A 26,170-nucleotide genomic window follows, 5' to 3' on the forward strand; every position below is an offset into this window, starting at 1 on the left:
AATCAACCAACTTACCTCCCAACTCAACATGCAACGAATACAAGGGAGTGCGTTTCGGTGAAGTCATTGCGGATACCTTTTCCTACCTATGGGTCGGTGCGCATCCCAACAGTCTGCAACAAGCAGTGAGGATTGCAACGATTCCAGACAGCCTACGCCCGACGCACCGTTCCTGGGAACGTTCTGCATACGGATGTATGCACATAAATGTTCCTATAGGAAACTTTTTTCCCTTAAGCAACACGCCTTGTTTGAAACTCAGAGGCTCGAAACGTTTTCTGCCGGAATTTTTCCAGTCTACTTGACCGCAAGAAACAGAAAAAACAGTATTTTACCCTCACTTTTTGCTATTGCCCCGCAAGTGACTGAACAGCGGCGTCAAGCACGCTCAGGCCAGCAAGCAGGTCGCTTTCGGCGGTGTCTTCAGCGAAATCGTGACTGATTCCGTTGATCGACGGCACAAACAACATGGCAACCGGCATCAGGCGCGACACGTTTGTTGCGTCATGCAACGCGCCCGAGGGCATCCGGCGCCATTTCCCCGGAGCAACCTGTTGCGCGCCACCTTCCAACGCATCCTGCAATGCCTTGTCCATGGCCACAGGTTCAAGCCCCAGCATCGGGCCATACTCCAGCGCCATCGCCTGTTCATCGGCTACCTCTTGTGCTGTCGCGCGAATGATCTCTTCCATCCGGACGAGGCGCTCCGCATCGCCATCCCGCCATTGCATCGAAAACCGAACCCGACCCGGAACTATGGATGAGGCATTGGGGTACACGTCAACACGTCCGATGGTCCAGACGGTCTGAGGCGTCACCACATTTCGGAAACGTTCATTGAGACGCGTGTTGAAAAGGGACAACGCCTGAAACGCGTCGCGGCGCAGGTGCATCGGTGTGGTGCCTGCGTGGTTCTGCTGACCCTCAAAAGTGATCGACATGTCGCGGATGCCGACAATATCAGTGACGACGCCGACCTGATCTCCTGTCGCGTCCAGGGACGGGCCTTGTTCGATATGCATCTCGATATAACCTTTGAAGTTGGACGGGTCGATAAAGCCACCAGACAGTTCGGACATTGAGGACCGCGCGGCACCAAAACTGACGCCCGCACCATCTGTCAAAGCATCTGCCCGTTCCAATGGCAGGCCACCGGACCATACGGCTGAGCCTGTGGTCACGCCGAACCGACCTTCTTCGTCCTGAAAGCTGACGACCGAGATGGGCCGATCACTTGAACGCGCGATTTCCAGTGCTGCAATGACGCCAAGCGCTCCGTCCAGCCAACCGCCCTCGGGCTGACTGTCGGAATGCGATCCCATCAACAGCGACGGACCTTCGGCCAACCCAAACAAGTTTCCGACCGGATCGAAATGCGGTGTCAGCCCCGCGTCAGACATGCGTTCGGCAAGCCATTTGCGCGCTTGGATGTCTGCTTGGGAATAGGCCGGTCGGATCACACCCTTGCCTACACCCGAGGCCCCGAATTCACGCAGCTTGTGCAAATCCGCCAAGAACCGTTCGTGATTGACCGACATGACACCTCCAAGTTTTCGTTGGGCAGACCATAGCCACAAACCGGAACACAGCCAGGAATTTTTCAACCGCACATGAAACCCCTCTGGTCCCGGGGTAGAACCTGCCCTAAGACGTCTGCGCAAGAGGGACCGACATGTCACATATCACATTGGTGCGTCACGGGCAGGCCAATACCGCAGCGCGCGACGAAGTAAGCTATGACAAGCTCAGCGAGTTGGGGCATCAGCAAGCCCGTTGGCTGGGCGCGCATCTGCGCGACACACGCAGCCACTATACCCGCGTTTATTGCGGCACTCTGACTCGCCATGCAGAAACCGCCCAAAGCATGGGGCTGTCTGACCCGATCCGTGATGCACGATTGAACGAGATTGAATATTTCACCCTGGCACAACTGCTCGAAGAACAGCACGGGGTTGCGATCCCCACGGACCGCGAGGGTTTTGTCGAACATCTGCCCCAAACCTTTTCCGCTTGGGCCAATGGCGACATCAGGAACGCACCCGAAACCTTCGAAGCGTTCGAAACGCGTGTTCGTGATGCGCTGAGTGAAATCGGAACCGAAGGCGGACCCGCCATTGTTGTCACCTCGGGCGGGTTGATCTCGATGGTGGTGCGGCAGGCGATGGGGTTGGACATCCCGTCGATGGCACGTGTGGCCCTTGCCATCATGAACACGTCAATGCATCGTCTGCATCCGATTGGGGCGCAACTGAGCCCGGTTCTTTTCAATGCCGTTCCGCATCTTGAGGCACCCGACCGGCAGTTCGCGCAGACCCACCTGTAACCAGATCGGAGATACCCCATGCAGCTTTATTATGCCCCTCGCACGATCTCGGTCGCTGTTGCGATTGCTCTGGAAGAGGCCGGCTTAGAATATGAGGTGATCAAACTGGACTTTGCCGGGGGCGAGCAGAAGAAACCGGCTTACCGGCAGATCAACCCCAAAGGTCGGGTGCCGGCGCTGGTTGTTGATGGTGGTATCCTGACCGAAACCGGAGCGCTGCTGGAGTATGTCGCTGCCCAAGCACCTGCCGCAGGCTTGGTTCCTGCTGATCCGGTCATGGCCGCGCGCATGCGTGAGGTGATGTTCTATCTTGCGTCGACCATGCACGTGAACCACGCGCACAAGATGCGCGGAGCGCGATGGGCGGACAAGAAGCCAAGCTGGAAAGACATGAAGGATAAGGTCCCACAAACAATGACAGCATCCTGTGAATACATCTGTTCAAACGGCCTGCGTGGGCCGTTTGTTCTGGGTGAGGCATTTTCGCTGGCAGATGCCTATCTTTATGTGGTTTGCAGCTGGCTGGAAGGCGACGGCGTCGATGTCACGGCCTTCCCCAAAATTCTCGCCTTCCGCGAGGCGATGGAGGCGCGGCCTTCAGTTCAGGCGGTACATGCCGCCGGAATGCTCTGACAAAAGGAAATACTATGACACATCTCTGGGTCCGGGCAGAACAGCGCCCGAACGAGGAACGGGTTGGGCTGACCCCCGAAGGTGCCGCGGCGTTGATCGCGGCTGGCATCCGCGTGACGGTCGAGGAAAGCCATGTTCGTGCCATTCCAATCGACGGCTACAAGGACGCAGGCTGCGAGATCGCACCTGAAAACTCCTGGCCTGACGCTCCGGCGGACGCGATCATTTTCGGCCTCAAAGAGTTGCCCGAAGATGGCACGCCCCTGCCCCACCGACACATCATGTTCGGACATGCCTACAAGGGCCAGCATTCCGGCCGCGCTTTGCTGGAACGGTTCAAGGCCGGGGGCGGCACGCTGTATGATCTTGAGTATCTGGTGGATGAAGACGGTCGTCGGGTTGCGGCCTTTGGCTATTGGGCCGGCTATGCGGGTGCGGCAGTGACGCTCAAAGCATGGGCCGCGCAGCATCGGGGCGACCAATGTCCGCCTGTTGGGGTTTATGCCGGTAAGGACAAGCTTAATGCCGATTTGCTGGCCGAACTGGACGCCACAGGGGCCGAACGACCAAGCGCCATTGTCGTCGGGGCCTTGGGCCGCGTCGGCACTGGTGCTGCCGATCTGTGCGAAGCGATGGGTATCACTGTCACCAAATGGGATATGGCCGAAACTGCCAGCGGTGGTCCTTTCCCGGAAATCCTGGACCATGACCTGTTCCTGAATTGCATCTTCGCGCGGCCGGGTACGCCGGTCTTTGTTCCGCGTGACGCGCTGACCGCATCACGCAAGCTGACTGCCATTGGCGACGTCGCCTGCGACCCGGACAGCGATTACAACCCGGTGCCGGTCTACGACCGCGCAACCACATGGGAGGCCCCAGTGCTGCGCGTGGCCGATGATCCGGTGATGGACGTCATGGCCATCGACAACCTGCCGTCGATGCTGCCGGTCGAAAGCTCGGAAGACTACGCCGCGCAACTGCTGCCGTCTCTGCTGACACTGACCGATCTGGACAGCGGCGTCTGGGGTCGGGCAGAAGCAACCTACAAAACGCATATTGAAGGACTCTGAACGATGACGATTCACTGGTGTGGCACCGGCCTGTCGGCCATCCCCGGCCTGCGCCGCCTGATCGAGGGCGGGCACAAGGTCACTGTCTGGAACCGAACCATCGAAAAGGCCCAAGCCGAGGTCGGCGACCTGACCGACGATATCCGGGCGTTCGACATCGAAGCCCTTGCCAAGGTGCTGGGCAAAGGCGATGTGATCGTCTCGATGCTGCCGGGCGACTGGCATGTTCCGCTGGCAGAATTGGCGATCTCGAAACAGGCCAACTTCGTCTCATCTTCGTACATCGCGCCCGAGATGCGTGCGCTGGACGACAAGGCGCGCGAGGCCGGTGTGATTCTGGTAAACGAAGTCGGGCTGGACCCGGGCATCGACCACCTGATGGCTCATGCGTTGGTCGACGACTATCGCGCCTCAGATGTGTTCGATCCTGAAAACCACCTGAGCTTTATTTCTTATTGCGGGGGCATCCCGAAAACGCCCAACCCGTTCCGATACAAGTTCAGCTGGTCGCCTCTGGGCGTGCTCAAGGCACTGCGGTCGCCCTCGAAGTCGATCCGCGACTATGCCCCGCTGGATGTTGCACGCCCATGGGATGCCATCAGCAGCTATATCGCGCCGCTGCCCACACCGGAGAGCTTCGAGGTTTACCCCAACCGCGACTCGATCCCCTTCATGGCGCAATACCATTTCGAGGATCACTGGCCGGTCAAGGAATTCGTCCGCGGCACCCTGCGCCTGAACGGCTGGGCCGACGCGTGGTCGGATGTGTTCACCGAGATCGAAACTCTTTCCGGGCCCGAAGGTGACGCTCGCCTGAAAGAGATGTCGGATCAGTTCTGGGACGAAAACGCCTATGATAAGGGCGAACCAGACCGCGTTGTGCTGTGCGTTGGCCTAAAGGCCGAGAAGAACGGTATTGAGGTCTGGAACAAGACCTATGTCATGGATGCCTGGGGCGATGCGCGCGGCACCGCCATGGCGCGTCTGGTGTCGATCCCGGTATCACTGGCAATCGAGGCGGTCCTGAACCGAGCAATCCCGGCAGGGGTTCACGCAGCGCCCAGCGATCCGAAACTTGTGCAGGATTGGATGAGTGAGATCGATACGCTGGCACAACATTTGCAGATCGTTGATCACTTGGCCTGATTGAAAAGTGAAAGCCATCCCAGTTTTGCTGGAATGGCTTTCATAGTTCTTGGCTAAACATGACTTGCGTTCCCTTTCGGGCTTTCAGATGTACCGCTCAATCGTGTCTTCGATGTCGCTTCGATTGATGCCGAGCTCGGACAATTGTTGATCGCTCAAAGCGTTCAGATGCTGGGCCGCTCGGACAATGTCCGGGCTGATGGCACGGATGCGCATGGCACGGTCGAATAGCAGCAATGCACTAGCAGCCGGGGCCGGTTGATTGGTGGGCGGGATAACGTCAAACATATTGATAACCTCACTAACAATGAACTGGGGATGATTTAACTCAGGGGTTTTTCACCATCATTGCCGGTAGGGTTTGTTGTGATAAACACTCTCGTACGCGCATCGATTGATCTGGTCCCGCTGGACACCGATATCGGCAAGTTGTTGATCATCCAGCTTCTCAAGATCGCGCACAGTTTTTGCAAGAATTCGGCGACGGAAGTGCTCGACCTTTTTGTCGGCGTACTTCGAAAACAGACCATCAAGAAGGCCGTTCTGGGTGTTTACTGCTTGGGTATGTACCATGTCTTTGTCCTCCTAAACTTGATTTGCGTTGCCTTGGTGAAATCAAACTTGGGGACGCCGCCTTAACGTTATCAAAGCGCATCATTAAGGTTTGTTTAAGTCTGGGTCAGAGAAAGCACGTGGAGGATGAGTTATGCCGAGGCGTGTCCGCAATTTACGCCAGCAAAGTGTATCTCAGTAATAGATAAAGCCCAGATGGCGGCCAAACCGCCATCCTCGTATTTGGTGTGGAAAACGAACTACATCAGGTCGTTCTCAATATCCTCAGCCGAAATGCCCAAAGCATCCAACCCGTTCTCCAAGTGATCCGACAAGTGTGGGGTTCCAATCAGATAGTCGGCACAGGGGGTCGAAGCTTCGGACTTGGCGGTGGCGATGGCTTCGGCCAAATCCTCGGCGAAAAAGCTTTCGCGGCCGATCCACATGATGGCGACCAGCTCGGCCTGTTCGTCTTCGCCCATGCGGTCGATGAACGCCCGCAGCTCGCCCTCGGCCCGGTTCAGTTCGCGGCCCATCATGGCCACCTGGGCAACTTTCCTTGCCGAAATTTCCAACATGTCTTCAGCTCCTGTTGTTCGCGGTTGTCAAACCATCACAATCATCGACAGGGGCCTGAGTCTTTGATCTTACGCAAACTGGGGGTCAGTCACGCACACGCGACATTGGCTGGTCTGGTACAGGCTGGGATCGAAACGGGCGAAAGGTTGCCTTTTTAAGCCACAGTTTGAACGCTTGCCAAACAATCAGAGTAAATGTCCGCCGGGCCCCAAACGGACGCCGCAGCAAGGACCACAGGATCACCCGATTGGTTAGCGGCTGACGGGGTCCTGTCAAGGTGGCGATCAACCCACCGTCGGGTCGAGTATAGTCGATCCAAACACCAACCCTGTCAGGACGGAAATCAAATCGAAACGTATAACTGCCTTCGATCTTCTGGAATGGCGAAACATGCATCAGCTTGTCCGCCACCACCCGATCCGATGGTTCGATGGATGCAAAGTCTGGCTTGTGGCACAGATAACTGTGACGCGTCCCAAAGGTGTTCGTCACCTCGGCCACCACCGTATAGAGTTGGTCGTTGCCGTCAAAGCAGAACCAGAAGCTGACGGGGTTGAAGACATGCCCCAGAACCCGTGGCTGGGTCAGCAATATTATCCGCGCCGGTTGCGGCACGGCCATCTCGTCAAAGCGGGTACGCACCCACGCGGCACCTTCGCCCTGACCGGGCGCCCCGCCATGATCACGCGTACGCCAATTGGCGAGGTTTGCGCGGTCACGTGAAAACAACAGGGGTGTGGACAACTTGGCCTCGGGGTCGAACAGGATGTAATCGACCGAATACCGAAACGCGTTTTCGATCCCGCCCTTGCGCCCGTGATAGGTGTGGCCCGCGATATGATCAATTTCTTTTGCCATCGTGTGTTTTCAGACCTGCCCATAACCGCTTAAAACAGCATCGTTTTCCGCCGTATTTGTATAGTAGTGTTACGGAAAATAGCGCGCTTTGGATCAAAATGTCCCGATAAAGTGATCCGGCTTGGGGCGCAGCCCGTAATGTGGTTATGTTTACCGAGATCAATACTGCGACCTTGGACGAACCTGCGGCTGACACAGCCGCCCCTCAGCCTTGGCGCGGGAAGAAACGCATCAAGGGTAGACAGGTGAACGGAACGAAAGCAAGTTGCGACACCAGAACCGAGTGGGTGGAACACGTCAAACGCATCCGGGATGCGCAGGACCAGTCGGCCTTTGCCGAGCTGTTCCAACACTTCGCGCCACGCATCAAGGCGTTCCTGATGAAATCAGGGTCTGATGCCACCATGGCCGAAGAATGCGCGCAAGAGGTGATGGCGACCTTGTGGCATAAGGCCCATCTGTTCGATCCAACACGGGCCACTGTGGCCACGTGGGTTTTCACGATTGCTCGGAACAAGCGCATCGACGTTCTGCGCAAGCAACGCCGCCCCGAACCCGAGGAACTGGGATGGGGACCCGAGGCCGAGCCTGACCAGGACGACGTAATCGCGCTGCAACAGGAAACCGCGCAGCTGCGCACCGCCATGCTGGCGTTGCCTGAAGCGCAGAGAGAGCTGATCGAGAAGGCGTATTTCGGCGACCTGAGTCACCGCGAAATTGCGTCTCAGACCGGGTTGCCCCTGGGAACGATCAAATCACGTATTAGGCTGGCGCTGGACCGCTTGCGCCACGCGATGAACTGAGATGAGTAAGATGAGCAAGTCGATTAAACATCACCTTACAGATGACCTGCTGATGGCATATGCCGCAGGAACTCTGCCCGAGGCGTTCGATCTTATGGTCGCAACCCATCTTTCCCTGTGTGACCATTGCCGCGCACGGGCCGAGAGCTTTGACGCCGTTGGCGGGCAGGTTCTGGATGATCAGGCAGGCTCGGTTGCCATGTCTGATGCGTCCCTCGCGGCGACCATGGCCTTGATTGCGCAGGGCGCACCGAGCCCCAAGCCCGCGCGACCGGGCTGCGCCGTGCTGCCTACCCCCTTGCAGGACTATGTGGGCGGAACTGTCGCGGACATCCGCTGGAAATCCATCGGTATGGGCGTGAAGCAGGCCATTCTGCCGACCACCAAAGAGGCCATGGCAAGGTTGTTGTTCATCCCGGCCGGTGCTGCGGTCCCGGATCACGGTCATCAGGGCATGGAACTGACTATGGTATTGCAGGGCGCGTTTTCGGACGAGGTGGATCACTTTGCCCGCGGCGACGTTGAGATCGCTGACGAGGATTTGGAACACACACCTGTCGCGGATATCTCGGAAGACTGCATTTGTCTTGCAGTCACAGATGCACCGTTGAAATTCAACAAGCTTATGCCGCGATTATTCCAGCCCTTCCTGCGCATCTGACCTGCTGGTGATTTCCGGCTAAAGCGAAGCTTGAAAGGAAACAGACATGACAGGAAAACTTCTTTTGTCGGCCCTTCTGCTTGGTTTCGCGCCTGCGGCGTTAGCCCAGATGACCTCAGAGGTGCAATTTCAGTCCGGCAATTATGGCACCATGGTCAGCGGGGCTGTCACTGGCGACGAATACTTCGACTATGTGTTGGGTGCAAAAGCCGGTCAGGAGATGTTCGCCGACCTTCAGGTGAGTGACACCAATGGAAACGGCGTGGTCTATTTCAACATCCTGCCCCCGGGCAGTGATGGGGTTGCGATTTATAATGGCTCGATTGACGGCAATACCGCTCGGATCAACCTGCCAGAGGACGGAGACTATACGATCCGTGTTTATCTGATGGGAAATGACCGAGATACCGGCAAAACCGTCGGGTACAACCTGGACCTGTCGATCCAGTAAGTCTCAACCTTCGTGACGCGCCAATGGCACAACCTCTGACGCGGCATCAGGTGCGATTTCTTCAAAATCGAAATTGTGCAGACGCTGCGCCCGTCGGCCGGCTTTTTCGGCGCTGATCTTAATTTCCGAGATATCCTTTGCCGCCTGACCAAAATGACGATCCAGATTGGTCACACGATCACCCAGACGCTCCACATCCTTGTGCAGCAGTCCCAATTCTTTGCGGATCGCACCTGCCTGTTCGCGCATCCGGGCATCTTTCAGGATCGCGCGCATCGTGTTCAGCGTCGCCATGCAGGTGGTCGGCGAAACGATCCAGACGCGCTTGCTGAAACTTTCCTGAACCAGCTCAGGGAACTTTGCGTGAAGCTCGGCATAGACGGCCTCGGACGGCAGGAACATCAGCGCACCATCAGCGGTTTCACCATCCAGTATGTATTTCTCGGCAATGTCGTTGATGTGCTTACGCACCGTGCTGCGGAACATCTGCAACGCCGCTTTCAGCTCAGTGTCATTAGTCGCACCGATCAATGCTTCATACGCCTCCAGCGGGAACTTGCTGTCAATCACGATGGGGCCGGGCGGGTTCGGCAGATGGATCAGGCAGTCCGCACGACGCCCATTCGACAGGGTGGCCTGCAACTGGAAACTGTCCCTTGGCAGTGCCTTTGACACAATGTCTGTCAGCTGGATTTCGCCAAACGCCCCGCGCGTCTGCTTGTTCGACAGGATATCCTGCAGGCTGAGAACGTCACCAGACAGTTTGGTGATATTGTCCTGCGCTTTGTCGATCGCGGCCAGACGTTCCTGCAATTGGGTCAGGGATGTCGCGGTCTGTTTCGATGACCCATGCAGCGATTCTTTCATCCGCTCCTGCATTTCGGCCAGCGCGCGTGCAGACTTCATCGCGTTGTCCGCCAGCCGGTCATTCATCTGCTGCTGAACCGAGGAAAGGCGCGCCTCGACTGTTTGGATCACCTGCACTTGCGCATTGGCTTGCGTGTCCGAGACATGCTGAAGACCGCCGCGCAATTGTTCCTGCCCCTGCCCCAGTTGCTGCACATGCTGTCCCAGATGCGCCATCTGCCGCGCCAGAGGTTCCGCCATCCGGGCCGAGCGATTGGCCGCCCGCAGCGACAGGAACAAAAGCAAAAGGATCAGCAGGACAACCCCGCCACCGGTCAAAAAGACCGGGTCATCTACTGGGATCTGGGTGCCTGCAATCTGGATCATATCAGTCTTTATGTTCTCGTTTTGTTTCTGTCTTCTTAATTGGTTCCGAACGACGGATCAACTGCGTCCGAACAACCTTTCGATATCGCTGAGTTTCAGCTCCACATAGGTCGGGCGACCGTGGTTGCACTGACCGGAATGCGGCGTCGCCTCCATCTCGCGCAGCAAAGCGTTCATCTCTTCGGCGCGCATACGGCGACCAGAGCGGACAGAGCCGTGGCAGGCCACTCGGCTGAGGATCGCCTCGATCTTTGCCTGCACCATCTGGCTTTCACCCTGATCGGCCAACTCATCAAGGATATCCAGGATCATCGCGCGGGCATTGACCTCGCCCAAGATGGCAGGGGTTTCACGCACAGCAACGGCCCCGCCACCGAAGGGTTCGATGGTCAGACCAAAGCGCGTTAAGTTTTCAGCAACGGCCATCAGGCGCGCACAATCGCCTTCAGACAGCTCCACGATTTCCGGGATCAGAAGCGCCTGCGCTGCAACGCCGTTTTCCGCCATCTGCGTTTTCAGCTTTTCATAAACCAGCCGTTCATGTGCGGCGTGTTGATCCACGATCACCATACCGTCGGCGGTTTGCGCGATAATGTAATTCTCGTGCACCTGTCCCCGCGCAGCCCCCAAGGGAAGATCCTGCGGTTGAGATTCTTCTGCCTCGGCAATCGGCGCAACCGGGGTAGGCTCGACAATGCTGCCACTGTAGTCCTGGGCCAGTTCAGCAAAGCCCGGAGATTGCGCCCGGTAAGCGGCCTGTCGCGCTGCTGGCGAAGGTCGATCCATCTGGTACACCCGCGCTGTGGCAGATTGCGCAAGTTCGGGCCGCATCGCGCCCAAGGTCGCATTGGCCACGGTCGAGGACGCCCGATGCCCGGCCTCGGCCAATGCATGGCGCAGGCTGGACACAATCAAGCCCCGCGCAACGCCGGGGTCGCGGAACCGCACCTCGGATTTGGCGGGATGAACGTTCACGTCAACCAGCGTCGGATCACAGTCGATGAACAAAGCCGCCGCCGGATGCCGATCCCGGCTAAGAAAATCGAAATAAGCGGCCCGCAATGCGCCAGTCAACATCTTGTCACGCACAGGCCGACCATTGACGAAAAGATACTGCGCCACCGCAGCACCTCGCGAATAGGTCGGCAAGGCAGCGTAGCCATAAAGCCGGATGCCCTCACGCGTAGCGTCGATTTGCAGCGCATTCTCGGCAAACTCGCGCCCGATCACGCGGGCCAGACGGGCGTGGAGCGCGTCAAACAGATCTCCGTTCTCGCGATCCGCGCGGAAGGTCACACGACCCTCTCCGCCACCGGACACATCACGCAGGGTGAAGGTCACGGATGGCTCAGCCATGGCCAGCCGTTTCACCGTATCTGCAATGGCCTGCGCCTCGGCCCGGTCGGTGCGCATGAACTTCAGCCGTGCAGGCGTGGCAAAGAACAGATCGCGCAGCTCGACGACTGTGCCTGCGCGCAAGGCCACGGGTTTGACCGCGCCCATCTTGCCGCCCGCAACGTGGATCTGCGCCGCATCCGCACCCGGAACGCGGCTGGTAATGGTCAGACGCCCGACCGCACCCAAAGAAGGCAGCGCCTCTCCCCGAAACCCAAAGGTATGGATGTTCAGCAGGTCCGACCCATCAATCTTTGACGTGGCATGGCGGGACAACGCCAGTGGCAGATCACCTGCCGAAATACCGCACCCGTCATCCGTGACACGGATCAGGGTCTTGCCTCCATCCGCAATATCGATGGCAATCCGCGTGGCCCCTGCATCGATTGCGTTCTCGACCAGTTCCTTCACGGCAGAGGCCGGACGTTCCACCACCTCACCAGCAGCAATCCTGTTGATTGCAGCGTCATCCAATTGTCGGATCACCGGGCGATCTTCGCCGATATTGGGGTTTGCTTGCGCCATACCCCTAGACCTAGCACAGCCGCGCACGATTCTGCCACAGCTTTGCACAGGTTTTCTGATCAGAGAAAAGGCGTCCGGGTGGCCCTGAACGGTTTGGCCTTCGGGTCCACCCGGACGCACCAAGTGAGTGGTGTGAGTCAGCTAATGAATGGCTGCGTGTAACATGGGCCTGCCCAATAATCTGCTTAAGATTCATCTTTTGGGCATCTGGGCAGAGTTTGGCCGATGACGCATGGGAAGGTGCAGCGGGAACGTGCCGGGTCACGTAGATGTGTGCGCCCCGATATGCGCGCGGCACGGTCCGAACATGGCGGCTGCGGCAAGTATCAGACCAGACATCGTGGCAATCATGCCAGCCGCGCTGACTGCATCCGACCCGCCCAACCACAAGGGGCCGTATCCCGCCAATACATAGCCCGACACTGCCGAGGCCGTGGCGAACACAATGCTCCAGGCAATCTGTGCCTCAAGCCGGTTTGTCAGCATCCGTGCCGCCGCCGGAGGGCAGATGAACATGGCGATCACGATGATCGATCCCACCGCATCAAATGCAGCCACCGCCGCGATGGCCGCTGTTATGACCAATGCCATGCCAAGGGCACCCGTGCGAATACCGATCGTGCGCGCAAAGCCTTCATCGAAAGTCGAGATTTTCAACGGCCGCCAGAACAGCCAAGTGAACACAGACACACCCACCAGAGTCAGAGCAATCCGAGGCAGTTCAGGTGGCAGGCCCGCAAGAGCTTCGACATCCAGCAATGATCCCCAACCGGTTGCGTCCAGCCAGATCAGGCTTTCGAGATTGCCGTAAAGCGCATGTTCTACGTCCAGATGCACGGTAGAGGTGTCTGTTTGCTCAAGTAGCAAAACACCCGCTGCAAACATCGTGGTAAAGACAACACCCATGGCGGCACCGGGTTCGATCTGACCCAGTCGGCGAATGGCTTCGATCAGAACCACGGCCACAATCGCCGCCCCAGCAGCGCCCAGCATCATTGGCCATGTCGATATCGCCCCGGTCACCAGGAACGCCACCACGATACCCGGCAGCACCACATGGCTGATCGCGTCCCCAATCAGCGCCTGTTTGCGCAGCACCAGAAAGTTGCCGGGCAAGGCACAGGCAATGGCCGCAAATGTGCCAATCAGCAGCGGCGTCAACGACAGTGGGACAAACTCCTCGCCACTCATACCGGCACTCCTTGCGGCCCGCCGATTTGACGGTCGATTTCAGCGATCTGGTCATGCGTCAGGACCGTTTCGATATCCCGTAGCCCGTCATAGAGCGCAGCCGTCGCCTCATGCGCCTGATCCGCGCGGACGATTTCCCAGCGTTTTTCATCGCGCAGCGCCTTGGCCGCCCGCGCCTTGCCAGAGTCCGTGGCAACCCCGTCTGGCCGGACCAACCCCGCACGGCGCAACAAACGCAGCGTAAGAGGTTCATAAATTTTCTGCCCCTGCGCCAGCGCCAACAGACCCTGGCGGATATGCACCCGGCGCTGGAAGCGCAGATGCCGCAACACCGCCGCCAGCACCCCGCGCTTTGGGGCGCAGAACAGGGACAGGACGAAAAAGGCAAAGCTGACCAGAACGATGATAGGTCCCGTCGGCAAGTTGGGGGCAGAAGCGGAAATAGCAGCACCGATGTAACCCGCCAGACCTCCGGCAAGCCCGGCAAGCAGGACAACGTGCTCGGAACGCTCTGACCAGAACCGCGCCGTAACCGCCGGAATGATCAGCAAGGCCACAATCAGGATCAAGCCCACAATTTTCAGACCGACCACTGTGACAGCCATGACCAGCCCCATCATCGCAAGGTCGATGCGATGGATCGGCAAGCCACGGGCGGCAGCATATTCCGGGTCAAAGGCGACAAGAGTCATGGGACGGCGTAGGATCAGAACCAGCAGTAGCGTAGCCGAGCCACCGATGGCGATGATCATCGCATCCGCCCACAGCATTCCGGCGGTCGAACCCAACAGGAAACCCTCCAACCCCGCTTGACGCCCAACGCCCATGGTTTGAATGATCGTCAGTAAAACGATCCCAAAGCCAAAAAAGACAGACAGAACCGCTCCGATTGCTGCATCTTCAGCAAGTCGGGTGCGCCGTGTCAGCCAGTTCATGCAAAGAAGCCCAACCCAGGCCGAAATTGCAGACCCCGCAAGCAAGCCCAGCAGGTTTCGCCCATCCCCGCCCAGCGCGACCAAGACCATGAAGGCCAGACAGACGCCCGGCAATGTCGCGTGGCTGATGGCGTCGCTGACCAACGCGCGTTTACGCAGAAACAGGAACGTTCCTGTCACTCCGGCCGAAACACCCAGCAACGTCGCACCAATGGCGACCAGCGTGGCGTTATAGCCAAGCTGCAGGGTCAGAGCGTCCCAAATCATGTGTTATCCCAGCGCGCGCGATATCTGATCGATCTGCGCAGTTGCCAAACGCCCGCCATAGGCCGCTTGCAACGTTTCTGCAGTGAAAGCTTCGGACACCGGCCCTTCGGCCACTTTGCGGGTATTGATCAGGAAAACGTGGTCGAAATAATCGGTCACTGTCGCCAGATCGTGATGCACCACGACTACCGTCTTACCCGCCTCTTTCAGAGATTTCAGCACCGCGATAATGGCCTTCTCGGTGGCGGCATCCACCCCAGCGAAAGGTTCATCCAGCAAGTTCAGATCCGCGCCTTGCGCCAAAGCACGCGCCAGAAACACGCGCTGCTGCTGGCCCCCGGACAACTGGCCGATCTGACGATCCGCGAAGTCCCGCATCCCGACGCGATTCAGGCAATCCATCGCGCAGGCTTTGTGACGGGCACGTACGCGCCCCAGAAGCCCAAGCTCGCGCGACAGCCCCATCAGCACAACGTCGATCACGCGTGTTGGGAAATCCCAATCCACGCTGGCCCGTTGGGGGACATAGGCAATACGCGCGCGCTGCGCCTCCAGCGGCTGTCCAAACACCGTCACCTGACCGGACAGGGGATTGACGATTCCCAAAGCCGCCTTGAGAAGCGTGGACTTGCCTGCACCGTTTGGGCCAATGATGGCGGTCATGGCACCAGGCTGCACTGTCATATCAACCGAAAACACAGCAGGCTTTTGGCCGTAAGAAACGGTCAGGCCACGCACCGCTAGCGGGCTTTCACCCAGCCCGTTATCCTCAAGCGTCACACCATCATTGCTGACCAGACCCAGCATTGTTCAAAACCCCGCAGACAGTTTGCCGTCCATGCCTCGACCGGGGGCGTCGCCGTTCAACGCACTTCCAATGACTGTGATGTTGTGATCCAGCATCCCGATATAGGTACCCTCATAGGTGCCTTTTGCGCCCATCGCATCCGAAAAAAGCTCACCACCGATCGTTACTTTGTGCCCCTTGGCCGCAGCCCCTTCGATCAACGCGCGAATTGAGCGATCCGAGACCGAACTTTCGACAAAGACAGCCGTGATTTGGCGATCAACCAGCAGGTCAACCAATTCGCTGATCCGGTTCAAACCCGCCTCGGACTGGGTCGAAATGCCCTGAATGCCCAGAACCTCGAACCCATAGCTTTGACCGAAATAGCCAAATGCGTCGTGGGCGGTAAGCAGAACTCTGCTGTTCTCGGGCACCGAAGACAGGACATTCTCGGCATAAGCCGCCAAACGGTCAATATCGGCAAGATGCGCCTGTGCATTGGCTGCAAACACGCCTGCCGCTTCGGGACGAATGTCGGTTAGAGCGCCTTGAACCTCTAGCACAACTTCGCGCCAAAGCACGGGCGACATCCACACATGTGGGTCGTATTTGTCGGCGTAATCATCATGCGCACGCAGTTTGGACTTATCGACCCCCTCGGCAACCGCGACTACAGCGCGTTTGCGTTCGAGATCGTGGAAGAAGTCTTCCATTTGCGCTTCGAGATACAGACCGTGCCAAAGGATCAGGTCAGCGCGGGTCATGGCAACGATGTCGCTGCGGGTCTGTCGATAGGCATGAGGGTCAACGCCCGGCCCCATCAGGCCTGTGACCTCGACCTGATCACCGCCCACCTGGCGCGCTGCATCCGCGATCATGCCTGTTGTCGCGACCACTTTGAGTGGCGCTTCAGCCCAAGCGGCGACTGGCATCGAGAAGGTCAGCGCCAACGCTGCAAGAAAACTCCGACGAATCATCTTCGACCTCAGTTTTGCGTCCTGTTGAGACTGAATATGAGAACCATTCGCAACTAAGTCAACGCTAATGCGAATTATTCGCAAGAAAGCCTGCTATTTTTGTCCGAATGGTCAAAAAATTACCATTCAATTACATGCAGCACCTTCCATTCCCCGGTCTGCCGTGCGAATTTGTCGCAAACCTCCCAAAGGACGTGACTATGGATACGCAGAGCTCAGAAAGCCCCGTGCGCACCGCGCATCTGCCGCAAGTAACCGAACCCCGGAACCCAGGAATGGAACTGGATCTGGACTGGGTCCGCGCCGTTCAGGCCAATACCTCGGCCATTGAGCGCCGGGCGGCAACCCTGCCCGGGCGGCGTTCGGTCAAGAAGGATTATCAGGCGGCGTGGCTGCTCAAGGCGGTTACCATGATCGACCTGACGACGCTGTCAGGCGATGACACTGTAGGCCGTGTGCGCCGCCTTTGTGCGAAGGCGCGCCAGCCTGTGTCGTCATCGCTGTTACAGGCAATGGATATGCCGCCAATCACGACAGGTGCCGTCTGCGTCTATCATGACATGATCGAGACTGCCTTGGATGCCCTGAAAGGCACAGGCATTCCAGTGGCCGCCGTATCAACCGGATTTCCCGCTGGTTTGTCGCCCTTCCACCTGCGCGTTGCCGAGATTGAGGAAAGCGTAAAAGCCGGAGCGGAAGAGATCGACATCGTCATTTCGCGCCGTCATGTGCTGTCAGGGGACTGGCAGGCGCTGTATGACGAGATGAAGGCCTTCCGCGTGGCCTGCGGCGATGCCCATGTCAAAGCCATTCTGGCGACCGGAGAGTTGGGCAGCCTGCGTAACGTCGCCCGCGCCTCGCTGGTCTGCATGATGGCCGGGGCGGATTTCATCAAGACCTCAACCGGCAAGGAAAGCGTCAACGCCACCCTGCCCGTATCGCTGGTCATGATCCGCGCCATTCGGGATTTCTATGATCGCACCGGGTATCGCGTTGGGTACAAGCCTGCCGGTGGCATTTCGAAAGCCAAAGACGCGCTGGTTTACCTGTCGCTGATCAAGGATGAGCTGGGCGACCGCTGGTTGGAGCCCGACCTGTTCCGCTTTGGTGCGTCGTCACTGCTGGGCGACATCGAGCGGCAGTTGGAACATTTTGCCACCGGGTCCTACTCGGCTGGCTACCGTCACTCCATGGGCTGAGGAAAGAACTATGACAGTCAAAGAAATCTTCGAGACCATGGAATACGGCCCTGCCCCTGAAAGCGCTGCCGAAGCATTGGCGTGGCTGGTCGATCAAGGTGACAAGTTCGGTCACTATATCGATGGCGGCTTCACCAAACCGGGAAAAGGCTTCGACAGCCGCAATCCGGCAACTGGCGAGGTGTTGGCTAAGCTGACACAGGCGAAACAGGCCGATGTGGACGCCGCCGTGGCCGCTGCCCGCAAAGCGCAGCCGAAATGGGAAAAGCTGGGTGGCGCAGGGCGTGCGCGATACCTCTATGCCATTGCGCGGCTATTGCAGAAACACGCGCGCCTGTTTGCGGTGCTGGAAAGCATGGACAACGGCAAGCCGATCCGTGAATCGCGCGACATCGACATCCCTCTGGCGCAGAGGCATTTCTACTATCACGCCGGCATGGCGCAGTTGATGGAGGCCGAGTTGCCCGATGCGCAGGCTTTGGGCGTTTGTGGTCAGATCATCCCGTGGAACTTCCCGCTGTTGATGCTGGCATGGAAGATCGCACCTGCGCTGGCGATGGGGAATACGGTGGTTCTGAAACCGGCCGAGTACACCTCGCTGACTGCGTTGTTGTTTGCCGACATCTGCTCGCAAGCCGGGCTGCCGAAAGGTGTCGTCAACATCGTGACCGGCGATGGCGCGGTGGGCGAGATGATCGTGAACGCCGACGTGGACAAAATCGCCTTCACTGGCTCGACCGTCGTTGGACGGCGCATCCGAGAGGCAACGGCTGGCTCAGGCAAGGAACTGACGTTAGAGCTGGGCGGTAAATCTGCCTACATCGTCTTCGATGACGCCGATATCGACAGCGCTATCGAGGGTCTGGTCGATGCGATCTGGTTCAATCAGGGTCAGGTTTGCTGCGCGGGGTCCCGCCTGCTGGTGCAGGAAGGTATCGCCGACCGGTTCCACGAGAAGCTACGCGCGCGGATGGATGGGTTGCGGGTGGGTGATCCGCTGGACAAATGCATCGACGTGGGCGCGGTTGTGGATCCGGTTCAGTTGCAGACCATCAAGGGCATGGTCGAAAGCAACACGGCGGGTCACGTGCATCAGGCCGCCTGTGAACTGCCCGCAAATGGCTGCTACTACCCGCCGACGCTGATCTCAGGGCTCGAGACATCCGACCCGCTGATGCAGGAGGAAATCTTCGGCCCGGTTCTGGTCTCCTCGACCTTCCGCACCCCGGCTGAAGCGGTCGAACTGGCCAACAACACCCGTTACGGGCTGGCCGCGACAGTCTGGACTGAGAATGTGAACCTTGCGCTGGACATCGCGCCCAAGCTGGTTGCAGGCGTGGTTTGGGTGAATGCCACCAACCTGTTCGATGCCGCCGCAGGCTTCGGCGGCGTGCGCGAAAGTGGCTTTGGCCGCGAAGGCGGCTGGGAAGGTCTGACGGCTTACACCAAACCCAAGGATAAGGCCAAACCTCTTGCGAAGGTCGAAGCGTCAATGGGCGAAGGGTCCCCGGTCGATCCGATTGACCGCACTGCCAAGATGTATGTCGGCGGCAAGCAGGCGCGGCCCGATGGTGGGTATTCCAAACCCGTCTGGGGCAAGTCCGGCCTGCTGGGCCACGTGGGTCTGGCCAACCGCAAAGACGTGCGCAACGCCGTTGAGGCCGCAGCGGGTGCCATAGGCTGGTCCAAGACCACCGGCCATCTGCGGGCACAGATTCTGTATTACATCGGCGAGAACCTCTCGGCCCGTGCGAGTGAATTCGCCGCGCGCATCGACGCCATGACCGGCAAGAAGGATGGCGCGAAAGAGGTCGAAACCTCGATCCAACGCCTGTTCACCGCAGCTGCCTGGGCCGACAAATATGACGGTCAGGTGCATGGCGTTCCGATCCGGGGCGTGGCTATTGCCATGAAGGAACCCGTGGGCGTCATCGGTGCGCTCTGCGCGGACGAAGCGCCTCTGTTGGGTCTGATCTCGGCGATGGCGCCTGCGATTGCTATGGGCAACCGGGTGGTTCTGGCGGCATCCGAGCCCTACCCGCTGGCAGCAACGGATTTCTACCAGATTCTGGAGACCTCGGACGTCCCCGCAGGCGTGGTCAACATCTTGACAGGCAGCCACGCGGAACTGGCGAAACCTCTAGCCTCGCATCTGAACGTGGACGCGGTCTGGTCCTTCTCGTCAACTGACCTTTCGAAAGAGATCGAGACAGTCTCGGCCGGGAACCTGAAACGGACCTGGGTTAATAACGCGACGGCATTTGACTGGAGCGTGGACCATTCCCGCCGCTTCCTACAGGCTGCAACCGAAGTGAAAAACATCTGGGTGCCCTACGGCGAGTAGGGCCCCCGCGCATCACGGGAGGCCCATATGAACTTTGCAGGACAAACCGTCATCGTCATTGGCGGCACCAGCGGTATCAACCGTGGCATTGCCGAGGCTTTTGCAGCCTCGGGTGCCAAACTGGCCGTCGCCAGCCGTTCACAGGAAAAGGTGGACGACACCGTGGCCGCGCTGAAAGCCGCAGGCGCACAGGACGCCATCGGGGCGGCCTTTGACGTGCGTGATCCGGATGCTGTGGCCGCTGGTCTGAAACAGTTTCACGACGCCTATGGTGATTTCGACGTGCTGGTTTCTGGCGCGGCAGGAAACTTCCCGGCGCTGGCATCCGAGATGTCGGTCAACGCGTTCAAGACCGTGATCGACATTGACCTGATGGGTACAATCCATGTGATGAAAGGGGCGTATCCTTTCTTGAAACGCCCCGGTGCCAGCATCATCAACATCTCGGCTCCGCAATCTTACCTGCCTTATGAGGGTCAAGCTCATGTCTGTGCCGCGAAGGCAGGGGTTGATCAGATCACCCGGACGCTGTCGATGGAATGGGGTGTTGAAGGGATCCGCGTGAACTCGGTCGTGCCGGGGTTCATCGAAGGCACCGAAGGCGCAAAACGCCTGGCCCCTACCCCGGATGCCGGTGAAGCGCTGCGCCGCGATGTACCGTTGGGCCGCTGGGGTCAGCCGCAGGACGTGGCCAATGCCTGCCTGTTCCTCAGCTCGGATCTGGCCAGCTATATCAGCGGTACTGTATTGGCTGTCGACGGCGCGCTGTATCAACGCGGCTCGGGTAAGTTCGGCCAGATGATGGGTGAGATGCTGCGCAGCATGAAAAAGGGGTGAGACGCGCTCACCCCCTCATGCTCAGTTCGTGGTCTCAAGGCCGACGGGTTTGCCCACTACGGTAAAATGCAGCCCGTCCGGATCCAGCAATTCCGAGGCAACCCGGTTCACGTCTTCCAACGTCACGGCGTTTACCTTGTCATTGCGTGTCGCGATATAGTCGATGGGCAGGTTTTCCATCTGCATCCCAACCATGATACCGGCAATCTGCCCGTTTCCATCAAACCGCAGCGGATACGCACCGGTCAGATAGGTCTTGGCATCGTCCAGCTCTTTCTGGGTGACACCTTCCGAAGCGGCCTTGGCCCATTCGTCACGGATCACCTCAACTGCCTCGGCAATGCGGTCGTTGGCTGACGAAACTGACCCCAGATAGACAGACGCCAGATCCTTGGGCACAAGATACGTTGCCACACCGTAGGTCAGCCCGCGTTTTTCCCGCACTTCCTGCATCAGGCGGCTTTCAAAGCCACCACCACCCAGGATGTGATTCAAGACAAACGCAGCAAAGAAATCCGGGTCGTCCCGATCAATCCCGGCCTGACCGAACAGGGCCACCGATTGCGGCGTATCGAACTCGACAACGCTGATACCTCCGGGAATTGTCACGTCAGCCTTTTCCGGGATGGGTCTGGCGGTCTCAGGCAAATCGGCCAGCAACGCATCAAGCAACGCGCCCAGTTCCTCTGCAGTGATGTCGCCCACGGCTCCAACATAAAGGCGGTCTTTGGCGAACACGCTGTCATATGCAGCCACTACATCGTCCCGCGTCAGAACCGAAACGCTTTCGATCGAGCCCTTCCCTTCTGATCCGTAGGGGTGGTCGCCATAGGCCATCCTTGCAAAGTTCAAGCCTGCGATTTCATTCGGGTCGGTCTGATCCGAGCGCAATCCCGACAGTATCTGGGCGCGCACGCGATCAATGGCATCCTGATCGAAACGCGGCTCGTGCAAGGTGGTGCGCAATAGTTCGACCACCTCATCCCGGTTCTCGGTCAGAAATTGCGCCGAGATCGATACGGTGTCGTCGCCTGCATTATACCTGAATGATGCGGCCAGTGCTTCAAGCTCACGGGCATATGTCTGAGCGTCCATGTCGCCCGCGCCTTCTTCAATCAGACCGCTCATCAAATAGACAGCACCGCGCTTGTCCGGGTCGTCCAGAGAAGTGCCGCCCCGAAACCGTAGCTCCAGCGCGGTAAAGGGGATCGAATGATCTTCGACCAGCCAGGCCTTGATGCCGCCGGGTGAGGTCACTTCTTCGATCTCGATCTCGGCCAGGGCAGGCAGGGCAACCAGACAGGCAATCAGAGTTGCAAGGAACCGTTTCATTGAGTCACCTCATCATCTCGCATCAGCCAACCTGTGACAGATGCCTCGGGTTGCAGCACTTCGCGGGCAGCGGCGATGATCTCATCACCCGTCACGGCCTGAAGAATGTCGGGCCAAGCCTGTACATCTTCGACCGTCAAGCCGCTGGTCAGGGCGCGGCCGTACCGGTTGCCGATGCCGTCCACATTGTCGCGCGCATAGGTCTGAGCAGCGCGCAGCTGCATTTTGATGCGGTTCAGGTCGTCTTCGTTCACACCTTCAGCGATAAAATCAGCGACCGCCTGATCCATGGCATCTTCGGCCTCTTGCAGCGACACACCCTGCGCCGGAACTACCAGCAGGTCAAAGGTCGTGTCATCCAGCGATACGCCGCGATAAAATGCGCCCGCATAGACGACTTTTTGCTGATCGAACTGAAGCTTTTCGTTCAGGTATGATGTGGTGCTGCCACCCAACAGCTCAGCCAGAAGAAACAGGGCTGCCGCCTTTTCCTGCTCACCCGGATTGCGTTCGGGGGCCAGATAGCTGCGTTGCACATAGGGCTGCGCCACGCGCGGGTCCTTGTAGGTCAGGCGCCGTTCTGCCGCATGCGGTGGCTCCTGCGACCGCACCCGCTCGGGCAAATCCGGGTTGGCCGGGATCACGCCGTAGTATTGCTCGGCAAGGGCTCGGACCTCTTCAGGCTCAACGTCGCCAGTAACCACCAGAATGGCATTATTGGGTGCATAATGGGTCTGGTAGAACGACAGGGCATCCTCCATATCCAGCTCTTCCATCTCGTGCTTCCAGCCAATGATCGGCACGCCATAGCGATGGTTGAGATACTGCGCAGCGTTCATCTGTTCACCGAACAGGGCGCGTGGGTTGTTTTCCGTGCGCTGATTGCGTTCCTCAAGGATCACGTCACGCTCGGTCAGAATATCCTCTTCGCTTAGCCGCAGGTTCCGCATCCGATCGGATTCCATCCGCATCATCAACTCAAGCCGGTCGGCTGCGACGCGTTGAAAATACGCGGTGTAGTCATAGGATGTGAACGCGTTGTCATTGCCGCCATTGGCGGCGACGGTGGCCGAAAACTCACCCGGAGCCAGCGTGTCTGTACCTTTGAACAGCAGATGTTCCAGGAAATGCGCGACACCGGAGGCCCCTATCGGCTCGTCCGCAGATCCAGCGCGATACCAGACCATGTGTTGCACCACCGGCGCGCGGTGATCTTCAACCACCACGACATCCATGCCGTTGTCCAAAGTGAATGTAGTGACCGCTTCTTTCCCGTCCTCGGCGAAAACCGGGGTGGCAGCGATCAGGGCAGCCGACAAAGCCAGGGCCCGAACCATGGGGCATCCTCCGTTTCGTTTCTGGTATTCAAACTACGGTGGTGCGGCCCGGGTTCAAGCCCGATGACGGAAAGTTAAGAATTATTCATCAGGAGGCGATGATGGCGTTTCAATCCCAGCGTTACGCGCGGCGTTTGTTTCCGCATAGGGATTGATGGATTGCCGTTCATAGACCTGACCATAACGATCGACAGGGAACAGACGCAAACCGGTCCAGCGACCGCGGCGCTTGCGGAACGCGGCATCCTCGGCCTCGACCACCTGACGCGCATCAGGTGGCACACCATAACGGCTTGAGGCCGTGACCAGCGCCGCATCTGACGACGGCACCGCTGTATTCGGGTTCAGTGCAGCCGCATTGCCACCCAGCGCTGCCACGGCGTCAGCGTTCGGGTTCGGATCGGTCAAGTTGGCACCGCCCGGCGTCGGAGCAGGCAAAAAGGCGTAATCCTGAGGTTCCGTCAGTGGTTTGACTGGAAGAACAGAAAATTCATCCGGACCCTGCCCCGGAGGCGCCAGATCCCGCAGACCGGGATTCGAACATGCCGCAACCGCTGCGACAACAGTCAGAACAAATATGGCGCGCGGCATCCGCATAGGTGTCTCCAGCCTGTTTCTGGCGCTTTTATCTCATATAATTCGGCGCGTCACGAGGGCTTTTTGCTGTCGAACAGAACCAGCCCCAAAGCGCCTGCAAATATGAACACATCCGCAAGGTTGAACACAAACGGGTTGTTGATGCCGCAACATGACATGTTCAGGAAATCCAGAACATAGCCGTATAACAGCCGATCCACCACGTTTCCAAGCGCGCCGCCTATCAACAGACCTGCGCAGAAGAGCATGAGTTTTGATGCGGCTATACGGCTGAGCCAGATAAGAACGCCGACACAGATCGCAATCGAAATACCGATCAGCACCCAACGCGCGGAGTCGGAATTCCCCTGAAACAGACCGAAATTGATACCGCGATTCTCACCGTATTTGAAAACCAGCAGCGGTGGCAGAACATCAATGCCACCTGGTTTCTCGGCCACGCGCATGACATGGACGACCAGATACTTGCTGATCTGGTCGATCGCAAAGGCGGCCAGCGCCGCCCAGAGAAGCAGGCGTGACTGCATCAGTGACGGAAGTGCCGCATGCCGGTAAAGACCATGGCCAAACCGGCCTCATCCGCTGCGGCAATCACTTCGTCATCGCGCATGGATCCACCGGGTTGGATGACGCAGGTTGCACCGGCCTCAGCCGCTTCCATAAGACCGTCGGGGAAAGGGAAGAAGGCATCCGAGGCGACAGCCGATCCAATGGTCAGCGGCTGCGGCAGTCCCAGCACATCTGCCATGCGTTCAGCTTTCTTGGCGGCGATCAGGGCCGAGTCCACGCGGCTCATCTGACCCGCACCCACGCCCACGGTTGAACCGTCTTTGACGTAGACGATGGCGTTGGATTTGACGTGCTTCGCCACTTTCCATGCAAACAGCAGATCACGCATCTGCTCATCAGTCGGGGCTTTCTTGGTCACGACCTTCAGGTCGTCCATGCCGACAAAACCGTTGTCCTTGTCTTGAACCAGCAAACCACCGGCCACCTGACGTACTGTTTTGCCACCGGCCGATACATCTGGCAGACCGTCGGTCGTCAGCAAGCGCAAATTCTTTTTGGCCGCAAAGATCGCCTTGGCCTCATCCGATGCTCCGGGGGCAATCACGACCTCGGTGAAAATCCCGGTGATCTCTTGCGCAGTTTCCGCATCCAACGGCTGGTTCAATGCCACGATCCCACCAAAGGCCGAGGTGCGGTCGCAGTCAAACGCTGCCTTATAAGCCTCAAGCAACGTCCCGCCTGTGGCCACACCGCAAGGGTTGGCATGTTTGATGATCGCGCAAGCCGCGCCCTGAGTGGGGTCGAACTCAGCGACCAGCTCAAACGCGGCGTCGGTGTCGTTGATGTTGTTGTAGCTCAGTTCCTTGCCCTGATGCTGCACGGCAGTGGCCACACCCGGGCGGTTGGTGCCATCGGTATAGAACGCAGCCTGTTGATGGCTGTTCTCGCCATAACGCAGAGTCTGTTTCAACTCTCCTGCAAAGGCGCGACGCTTAGGGGCCTCCAGCTGCAGAGCGTCGGCCATCCAGTTCGAGACTGCCGTGTCGTAGGCCGCCGTGCGGGCATACGCCTTTTGGGCAAGCCACTGGCGGAAACCATACGACGTCTTGCCGTAGTTCTCTTCCAACTGGTCCAGCAAAGAGGAGTAATCTTCAACATCCACCACTACGTTTACAAAGGCGTGGTTCTTGGACGCCGCACGGATCATCGCCGGGCCACCGATATCGATATTCTCGATGCATTCATCATAGCCCGCACCTTTGGCGACCGTGGCTTCGAACGGGTAGAGGTTCACCACCAGCAGATCGATCGCGCCAATACCATGTTCGTCCATTGCCGCGACATGGGTGTCGTTGTCACGCAGCGCCAACAGGCCACCATGCACCATCGGGTGCAGGGTCTTGACTCGGCCGTCCATCATTTCGGGAAAACCGGTGATCTCGCTGACATCCTTTACCTCAAGCCCAGCATCGCGCAGCGCCTTGGCCGTACCGCCGGTCGACAGCAGCTCGACCCCGCGCTCGGCCAACGCCTTGCCCAGCTCAATCAGCCCGGTTTTGTCGGATACGGAAAGCAGCGCGCGGCGCACGGGGTGAAGATCGGTCATGGGTCCAAAGGTCCTTTTGGCG

The 26,170-nt window shown here is 58.6% G+C and carries 27 protein-coding genes; 11 read left to right on the forward strand and 16 right to left on the reverse strand.

The features are described from left to right. Positions 1–305: hypothetical protein (locus GOV85_RS21435; protein WP_216599052.1), on the forward strand; the 305-nt coding region annotated here is incomplete at its 5' end. A gap of 42 nt (positions 306–347) precedes the next feature. Here GOV85_RS21435 and GOV85_RS11290 read toward each other — a convergent pair. Then, a complete protein-coding gene (locus GOV85_RS11290; protein WP_171178125.1) occupies positions 348–1,538 on the reverse strand; it encodes a Zn-dependent hydrolase in 1,191 nt (396 codons plus the stop codon). Positions 1,539–1,672: 134 nt separating this feature from the next. On the opposite strand from GOV85_RS11290, the gene GOV85_RS11295 reads away from it, so the two are divergent. Genes GOV85_RS11295 through GOV85_RS11310 form a run of 4 tightly spaced genes read left to right on the forward strand, consistent with a single transcriptional unit; the run spans position 1,673 to position 5,172 of the window. After that, positions 1,673–2,323 (forward strand): histidine phosphatase family protein, encoded by a 651-nt coding sequence (locus GOV85_RS11295; RefSeq protein ID WP_171178127.1) that lies wholly within the window; start codon positions 1,673–1,675, stop codon positions 2,321–2,323. A gap of 18 nt (positions 2,324–2,341) precedes the next feature. Continuing rightward, the gene (locus GOV85_RS11300; RefSeq protein WP_171178130.1) at positions 2,342–2,956 is read left to right on the forward strand and encodes a glutathione S-transferase family protein; all 615 of its coding nucleotides are present in this window, start codon (positions 2,342–2,344) and stop codon (positions 2,954–2,956) included. 14 nt (positions 2,957–2,970) lie between these two features. Further along, positions 2,971–4,026 (forward strand): saccharopine dehydrogenase, encoded by a 1,056-nt coding sequence (locus GOV85_RS11305; protein WP_171178133.1) that lies wholly within the window; start codon positions 2,971–2,973, stop codon positions 4,024–4,026. A 3-nt stretch (positions 4,027–4,029) separates the two neighbouring features. Continuing rightward, entirely contained in the window at positions 4,030–5,172 is a 1,143-nt protein-coding gene (locus GOV85_RS11310; protein WP_171178135.1) for a saccharopine dehydrogenase family protein, read from the forward strand. Positions 5,173–5,256: 84 nt separating this feature from the next. Here the strand turns inward: GOV85_RS11310 and GOV85_RS11315 are convergent, their stop codons facing one another. The 4 genes from GOV85_RS11315 to GOV85_RS11330 all read right to left on the reverse strand — a co-directional run bounded on the left by GOV85_RS11315 (position 5,257) and on the right by GOV85_RS11330 (position 7,161). Beyond that, positions 5,257–5,460, reverse strand: coding sequence for a DUF1127 domain-containing protein (locus GOV85_RS11315; protein ID WP_171178137.1), 204 nt, complete (start codon positions 5,458–5,460; stop codon positions 5,257–5,259). A 57-nt stretch (positions 5,461–5,517) separates the two neighbouring features. After that, complete coding sequence (locus GOV85_RS11320) at positions 5,518–5,745, reverse strand: DUF1127 domain-containing protein (RefSeq protein WP_171178139.1); 228 nt, start codon at positions 5,743–5,745, stop codon at positions 5,518–5,520. 239 nt (positions 5,746–5,984) lie between these two features. After that, positions 5,985–6,302: a DUF3775 domain-containing protein gene (locus GOV85_RS11325; RefSeq protein WP_171178141.1), complete on the reverse strand. Its 318-nt coding sequence runs from the start codon at positions 6,300–6,302 to the stop codon at positions 5,985–5,987. An 85-nt stretch (positions 6,303–6,387) separates the two neighbouring features. Next, on the reverse strand, positions 6,388–7,161 hold the full coding sequence (locus GOV85_RS11330) for a DUF1365 domain-containing protein (protein ID WP_171178143.1): 774 nt from the start codon (positions 7,159–7,161) through the stop codon (positions 6,388–6,390). 146 nt (positions 7,162–7,307) lie between these two features. On the opposite strand from GOV85_RS11330, the gene GOV85_RS11335 reads away from it, so the two are divergent. From GOV85_RS11335 to GOV85_RS11345, 3 genes are read left to right on the forward strand one after another with little or no spacing between them, the layout of a single operon-like run. Further along, on the forward strand, positions 7,308–7,964 hold the full coding sequence (locus GOV85_RS11335) for a sigma-70 family RNA polymerase sigma factor (protein WP_171093317.1): 657 nt from the start codon (positions 7,308–7,310) through the stop codon (positions 7,962–7,964). Positions 7,965–7,974: 10 nt separating this feature from the next. Then, a complete protein-coding gene (locus GOV85_RS11340) occupies positions 7,975–8,625 on the forward strand; it encodes a ChrR family anti-sigma-E factor (RefSeq protein ID WP_171178145.1) in 651 nt (216 codons plus the stop codon). A 46-nt stretch (positions 8,626–8,671) separates the two neighbouring features. After that, positions 8,672–9,076, forward strand: a complete 405-nt coding sequence (locus tag GOV85_RS11345) for a hypothetical protein (protein WP_171178147.1) — start codon at positions 8,672–8,674, stop codon at positions 9,074–9,076. A gap of 3 nt (positions 9,077–9,079) precedes the next feature. Here the strand turns inward: GOV85_RS11345 and GOV85_RS11350 are convergent, their stop codons facing one another. From GOV85_RS11350 to GOV85_RS11375, 6 genes are all read right to left on the reverse strand, one after another. Next, complete coding sequence (locus GOV85_RS11350; RefSeq protein WP_171178149.1) at positions 9,080–10,309, reverse strand: DNA recombination protein RmuC; 1,230 nt, start codon at positions 10,307–10,309, stop codon at positions 9,080–9,082. A gap of 57 nt (positions 10,310–10,366) precedes the next feature. After that, complete coding sequence (gene mutL, locus GOV85_RS11355; RefSeq protein ID WP_171178151.1) at positions 10,367–12,229, reverse strand: DNA mismatch repair endonuclease MutL; 1,863 nt, start codon at positions 12,227–12,229, stop codon at positions 10,367–10,369. Positions 12,230–12,490: 261 nt separating this feature from the next. Beyond that, positions 12,491–13,420 carry a metal ABC transporter permease gene (locus tag GOV85_RS11360; protein WP_171178153.1) on the reverse strand — a complete coding sequence of 310 codons (930 nt, stop codon included), beginning with the start codon at positions 13,418–13,420 and terminating at the stop codon, positions 12,491–12,493. After that, the gene (locus GOV85_RS11365; protein WP_171178155.1) at positions 13,417–14,622 is read right to left on the reverse strand and encodes a metal ABC transporter permease; all 1,206 of its coding nucleotides are present in this window, start codon (positions 14,620–14,622) and stop codon (positions 13,417–13,419) included. Before GOV85_RS11365 ends, GOV85_RS11360 begins: the two co-directional genes overlap by 4 nt. A gap of 3 nt (positions 14,623–14,625) precedes the next feature. Next, the gene (locus GOV85_RS11370; protein ID WP_171178157.1) at positions 14,626–15,429 is read right to left on the reverse strand and encodes a metal ABC transporter ATP-binding protein; all 804 of its coding nucleotides are present in this window, start codon (positions 15,427–15,429) and stop codon (positions 14,626–14,628) included. Positions 15,430–15,432: 3 nt separating this feature from the next. After that, positions 15,433–16,386, reverse strand: coding sequence for a metal ABC transporter solute-binding protein, Zn/Mn family (locus GOV85_RS11375; protein WP_171178168.1), 954 nt, complete (start codon positions 16,384–16,386; stop codon positions 15,433–15,435). Between the two features lie 200 nt (positions 16,387–16,586). Between GOV85_RS11375 and deoC the strand changes: the two genes are divergently transcribed. The 3 genes from deoC to GOV85_RS11390 are packed head-to-tail and all read left to right on the forward strand — an operon-like array spanning position 16,587 to position 20,766. Beyond that, positions 16,587–17,585, forward strand: a complete 999-nt coding sequence (gene deoC, locus GOV85_RS11380; protein WP_171178170.1) for a deoxyribose-phosphate aldolase — start codon at positions 16,587–16,589, stop codon at positions 17,583–17,585. A 10-nt stretch (positions 17,586–17,595) separates the two neighbouring features. Beyond that, the gene (locus tag GOV85_RS11385; protein ID WP_171178173.1) at positions 17,596–19,929 is read left to right on the forward strand and encodes an aldehyde dehydrogenase family protein; all 2,334 of its coding nucleotides are present in this window, start codon (positions 17,596–17,598) and stop codon (positions 19,927–19,929) included. 27 nt (positions 19,930–19,956) lie between these two features. Further along, positions 19,957–20,766: an SDR family oxidoreductase gene (locus GOV85_RS11390; RefSeq protein WP_171178175.1), complete on the forward strand. Its 810-nt coding sequence runs from the start codon at positions 19,957–19,959 to the stop codon at positions 20,764–20,766. Between the two features lie 21 nt (positions 20,767–20,787). On the opposite strand, the gene GOV85_RS11395 is transcribed toward GOV85_RS11390, so the two are convergent. The 5 genes from GOV85_RS11395 to purH form a co-directional block, all read right to left on the reverse strand. Next, positions 20,788–22,098 (reverse strand): pitrilysin family protein, encoded by a 1,311-nt coding sequence (locus GOV85_RS11395; RefSeq protein ID WP_171178177.1) that lies wholly within the window; start codon positions 22,096–22,098, stop codon positions 20,788–20,790. Next, positions 22,095–23,435 (reverse strand): pitrilysin family protein, encoded by a 1,341-nt coding sequence (locus tag GOV85_RS11400; RefSeq protein ID WP_171178179.1) that lies wholly within the window; start codon positions 23,433–23,435, stop codon positions 22,095–22,097. Before GOV85_RS11400 ends, GOV85_RS11395 begins: the two co-directional genes overlap by 4 nt. A gap of 81 nt (positions 23,436–23,516) precedes the next feature. After that, positions 23,517–24,032: a DUF3035 domain-containing protein gene (locus GOV85_RS11405; protein WP_171178181.1), complete on the reverse strand. Its 516-nt coding sequence runs from the start codon at positions 24,030–24,032 to the stop codon at positions 23,517–23,519. 50 nt (positions 24,033–24,082) lie between these two features. Further along, positions 24,083–24,559 (reverse strand): signal peptidase II, encoded by a 477-nt coding sequence (gene lspA, locus GOV85_RS11410; RefSeq protein WP_171178183.1) that lies wholly within the window; start codon positions 24,557–24,559, stop codon positions 24,083–24,085. Then, a complete protein-coding gene (purH, locus tag GOV85_RS11415; protein ID WP_171178185.1) occupies positions 24,559–26,148 on the reverse strand; it encodes a bifunctional phosphoribosylaminoimidazolecarboxamide formyltransferase/IMP cyclohydrolase in 1,590 nt (529 codons plus the stop codon). The genes lspA and purH overlap by 1 nt, the downstream gene beginning before the upstream one ends. Positions 26,149–26,170: the final 22 nt, after the last annotated feature.

Origin of the sequence: Ruegeria sp. HKCCA4633, from assembly GCF_013034605.1 — a bacterium.
Taxonomy (GTDB): domain Bacteria; phylum Pseudomonadota; class Alphaproteobacteria; order Rhodobacterales; family Rhodobacteraceae; genus Ruegeria.

Excerpts from the sequence above, each read along its gene's own strand:
- GOV85_RS11290 (WP_171178125.1), bottom strand. The coding sequence starts at position 1,538 with ATGTCGGTCAATCACGAACGGTTCTTGGCGGATTTGCACAAGCTGCGT.
- GOV85_RS11295 (WP_171178127.1), top strand. The coding sequence starts at position 1,673 with ATGTCACATATCACATTGGTGCGTCACGGGCAGGCCAATACCGCAGCG.
- GOV85_RS11300 (WP_171178130.1), top strand. The coding sequence starts at position 2,342 with ATGCAGCTTTATTATGCCCCTCGCACGATCTCGGTCGCTGTTGCGATT.
- GOV85_RS11305 (WP_171178133.1), top strand. The coding sequence starts at position 2,971 with ATGACACATCTCTGGGTCCGGGCAGAACAGCGCCCGAACGAGGAACGG.
- GOV85_RS11310 (WP_171178135.1), top strand. The coding sequence starts at position 4,030 with ATGACGATTCACTGGTGTGGCACCGGCCTGTCGGCCATCCCCGGCCTG.
- GOV85_RS11315 (WP_171178137.1), bottom strand. The coding sequence starts at position 5,460 with ATGTTTGACGTTATCCCGCCCACCAATCAACCGGCCCCGGCTGCTAGT.
- GOV85_RS11320 (WP_171178139.1), bottom strand. The coding sequence starts at position 5,745 with ATGGTACATACCCAAGCAGTAAACACCCAGAACGGCCTTCTTGATGGT.
- GOV85_RS11325 (WP_171178141.1), bottom strand. The coding sequence starts at position 6,302 with ATGTTGGAAATTTCGGCAAGGAAAGTTGCCCAGGTGGCCATGATGGGC.
- GOV85_RS11330 (WP_171178143.1), bottom strand. The coding sequence starts at position 7,161 with ATGGCAAAAGAAATTGATCATATCGCGGGCCACACCTATCACGGGCGC.
- GOV85_RS11335 (WP_171093317.1), top strand. The coding sequence starts at position 7,308 with ATGTTTACCGAGATCAATACTGCGACCTTGGACGAACCTGCGGCTGAC.
- GOV85_RS11340 (WP_171178145.1), top strand. The coding sequence starts at position 7,975 with ATGAGCAAGTCGATTAAACATCACCTTACAGATGACCTGCTGATGGCA.
- GOV85_RS11345 (WP_171178147.1), top strand. The coding sequence starts at position 8,672 with ATGACAGGAAAACTTCTTTTGTCGGCCCTTCTGCTTGGTTTCGCGCCT.
- GOV85_RS11350 (WP_171178149.1), bottom strand. The coding sequence starts at position 10,309 with ATGATCCAGATTGCAGGCACCCAGATCCCAGTAGATGACCCGGTCTTT.
- mutL (WP_171178151.1), bottom strand. The coding sequence starts at position 12,229 with ATGGCGCAAGCAAACCCCAATATCGGCGAAGATCGCCCGGTGATCCGA.
- GOV85_RS11360 (WP_171178153.1), bottom strand. The coding sequence starts at position 13,420 with ATGAGTGGCGAGGAGTTTGTCCCACTGTCGTTGACGCCGCTGCTGATT.
- GOV85_RS11365 (WP_171178155.1), bottom strand. The coding sequence starts at position 14,622 with ATGATTTGGGACGCTCTGACCCTGCAGCTTGGCTATAACGCCACGCTG.
- GOV85_RS11370 (WP_171178157.1), bottom strand. The coding sequence starts at position 15,429 with ATGCTGGGTCTGGTCAGCAATGATGGTGTGACGCTTGAGGATAACGGG.
- GOV85_RS11375 (WP_171178168.1), bottom strand. The coding sequence starts at position 16,386 with ATGATTCGTCGGAGTTTTCTTGCAGCGTTGGCGCTGACCTTCTCGATG.
- deoC (WP_171178170.1), top strand. The coding sequence starts at position 16,587 with ATGGATACGCAGAGCTCAGAAAGCCCCGTGCGCACCGCGCATCTGCCG.
- GOV85_RS11385 (WP_171178173.1), top strand. The coding sequence starts at position 17,596 with ATGACAGTCAAAGAAATCTTCGAGACCATGGAATACGGCCCTGCCCCT.
- GOV85_RS11390 (WP_171178175.1), top strand. The coding sequence starts at position 19,957 with ATGAACTTTGCAGGACAAACCGTCATCGTCATTGGCGGCACCAGCGGT.
- GOV85_RS11395 (WP_171178177.1), bottom strand. The coding sequence starts at position 22,098 with ATGAAACGGTTCCTTGCAACTCTGATTGCCTGTCTGGTTGCCCTGCCT.
- GOV85_RS11400 (WP_171178179.1), bottom strand. The coding sequence starts at position 23,435 with ATGGTTCGGGCCCTGGCTTTGTCGGCTGCCCTGATCGCTGCCACCCCG.
- GOV85_RS11405 (WP_171178181.1), bottom strand. The coding sequence starts at position 24,032 with ATGCGGATGCCGCGCGCCATATTTGTTCTGACTGTTGTCGCAGCGGTT.
- lspA (WP_171178183.1), bottom strand. The coding sequence starts at position 24,559 with ATGCAGTCACGCCTGCTTCTCTGGGCGGCGCTGGCCGCCTTTGCGATC.
- purH (WP_171178185.1), bottom strand. The coding sequence starts at position 26,148 with ATGACCGATCTTCACCCCGTGCGCCGCGCGCTGCTTTCCGTATCCGAC.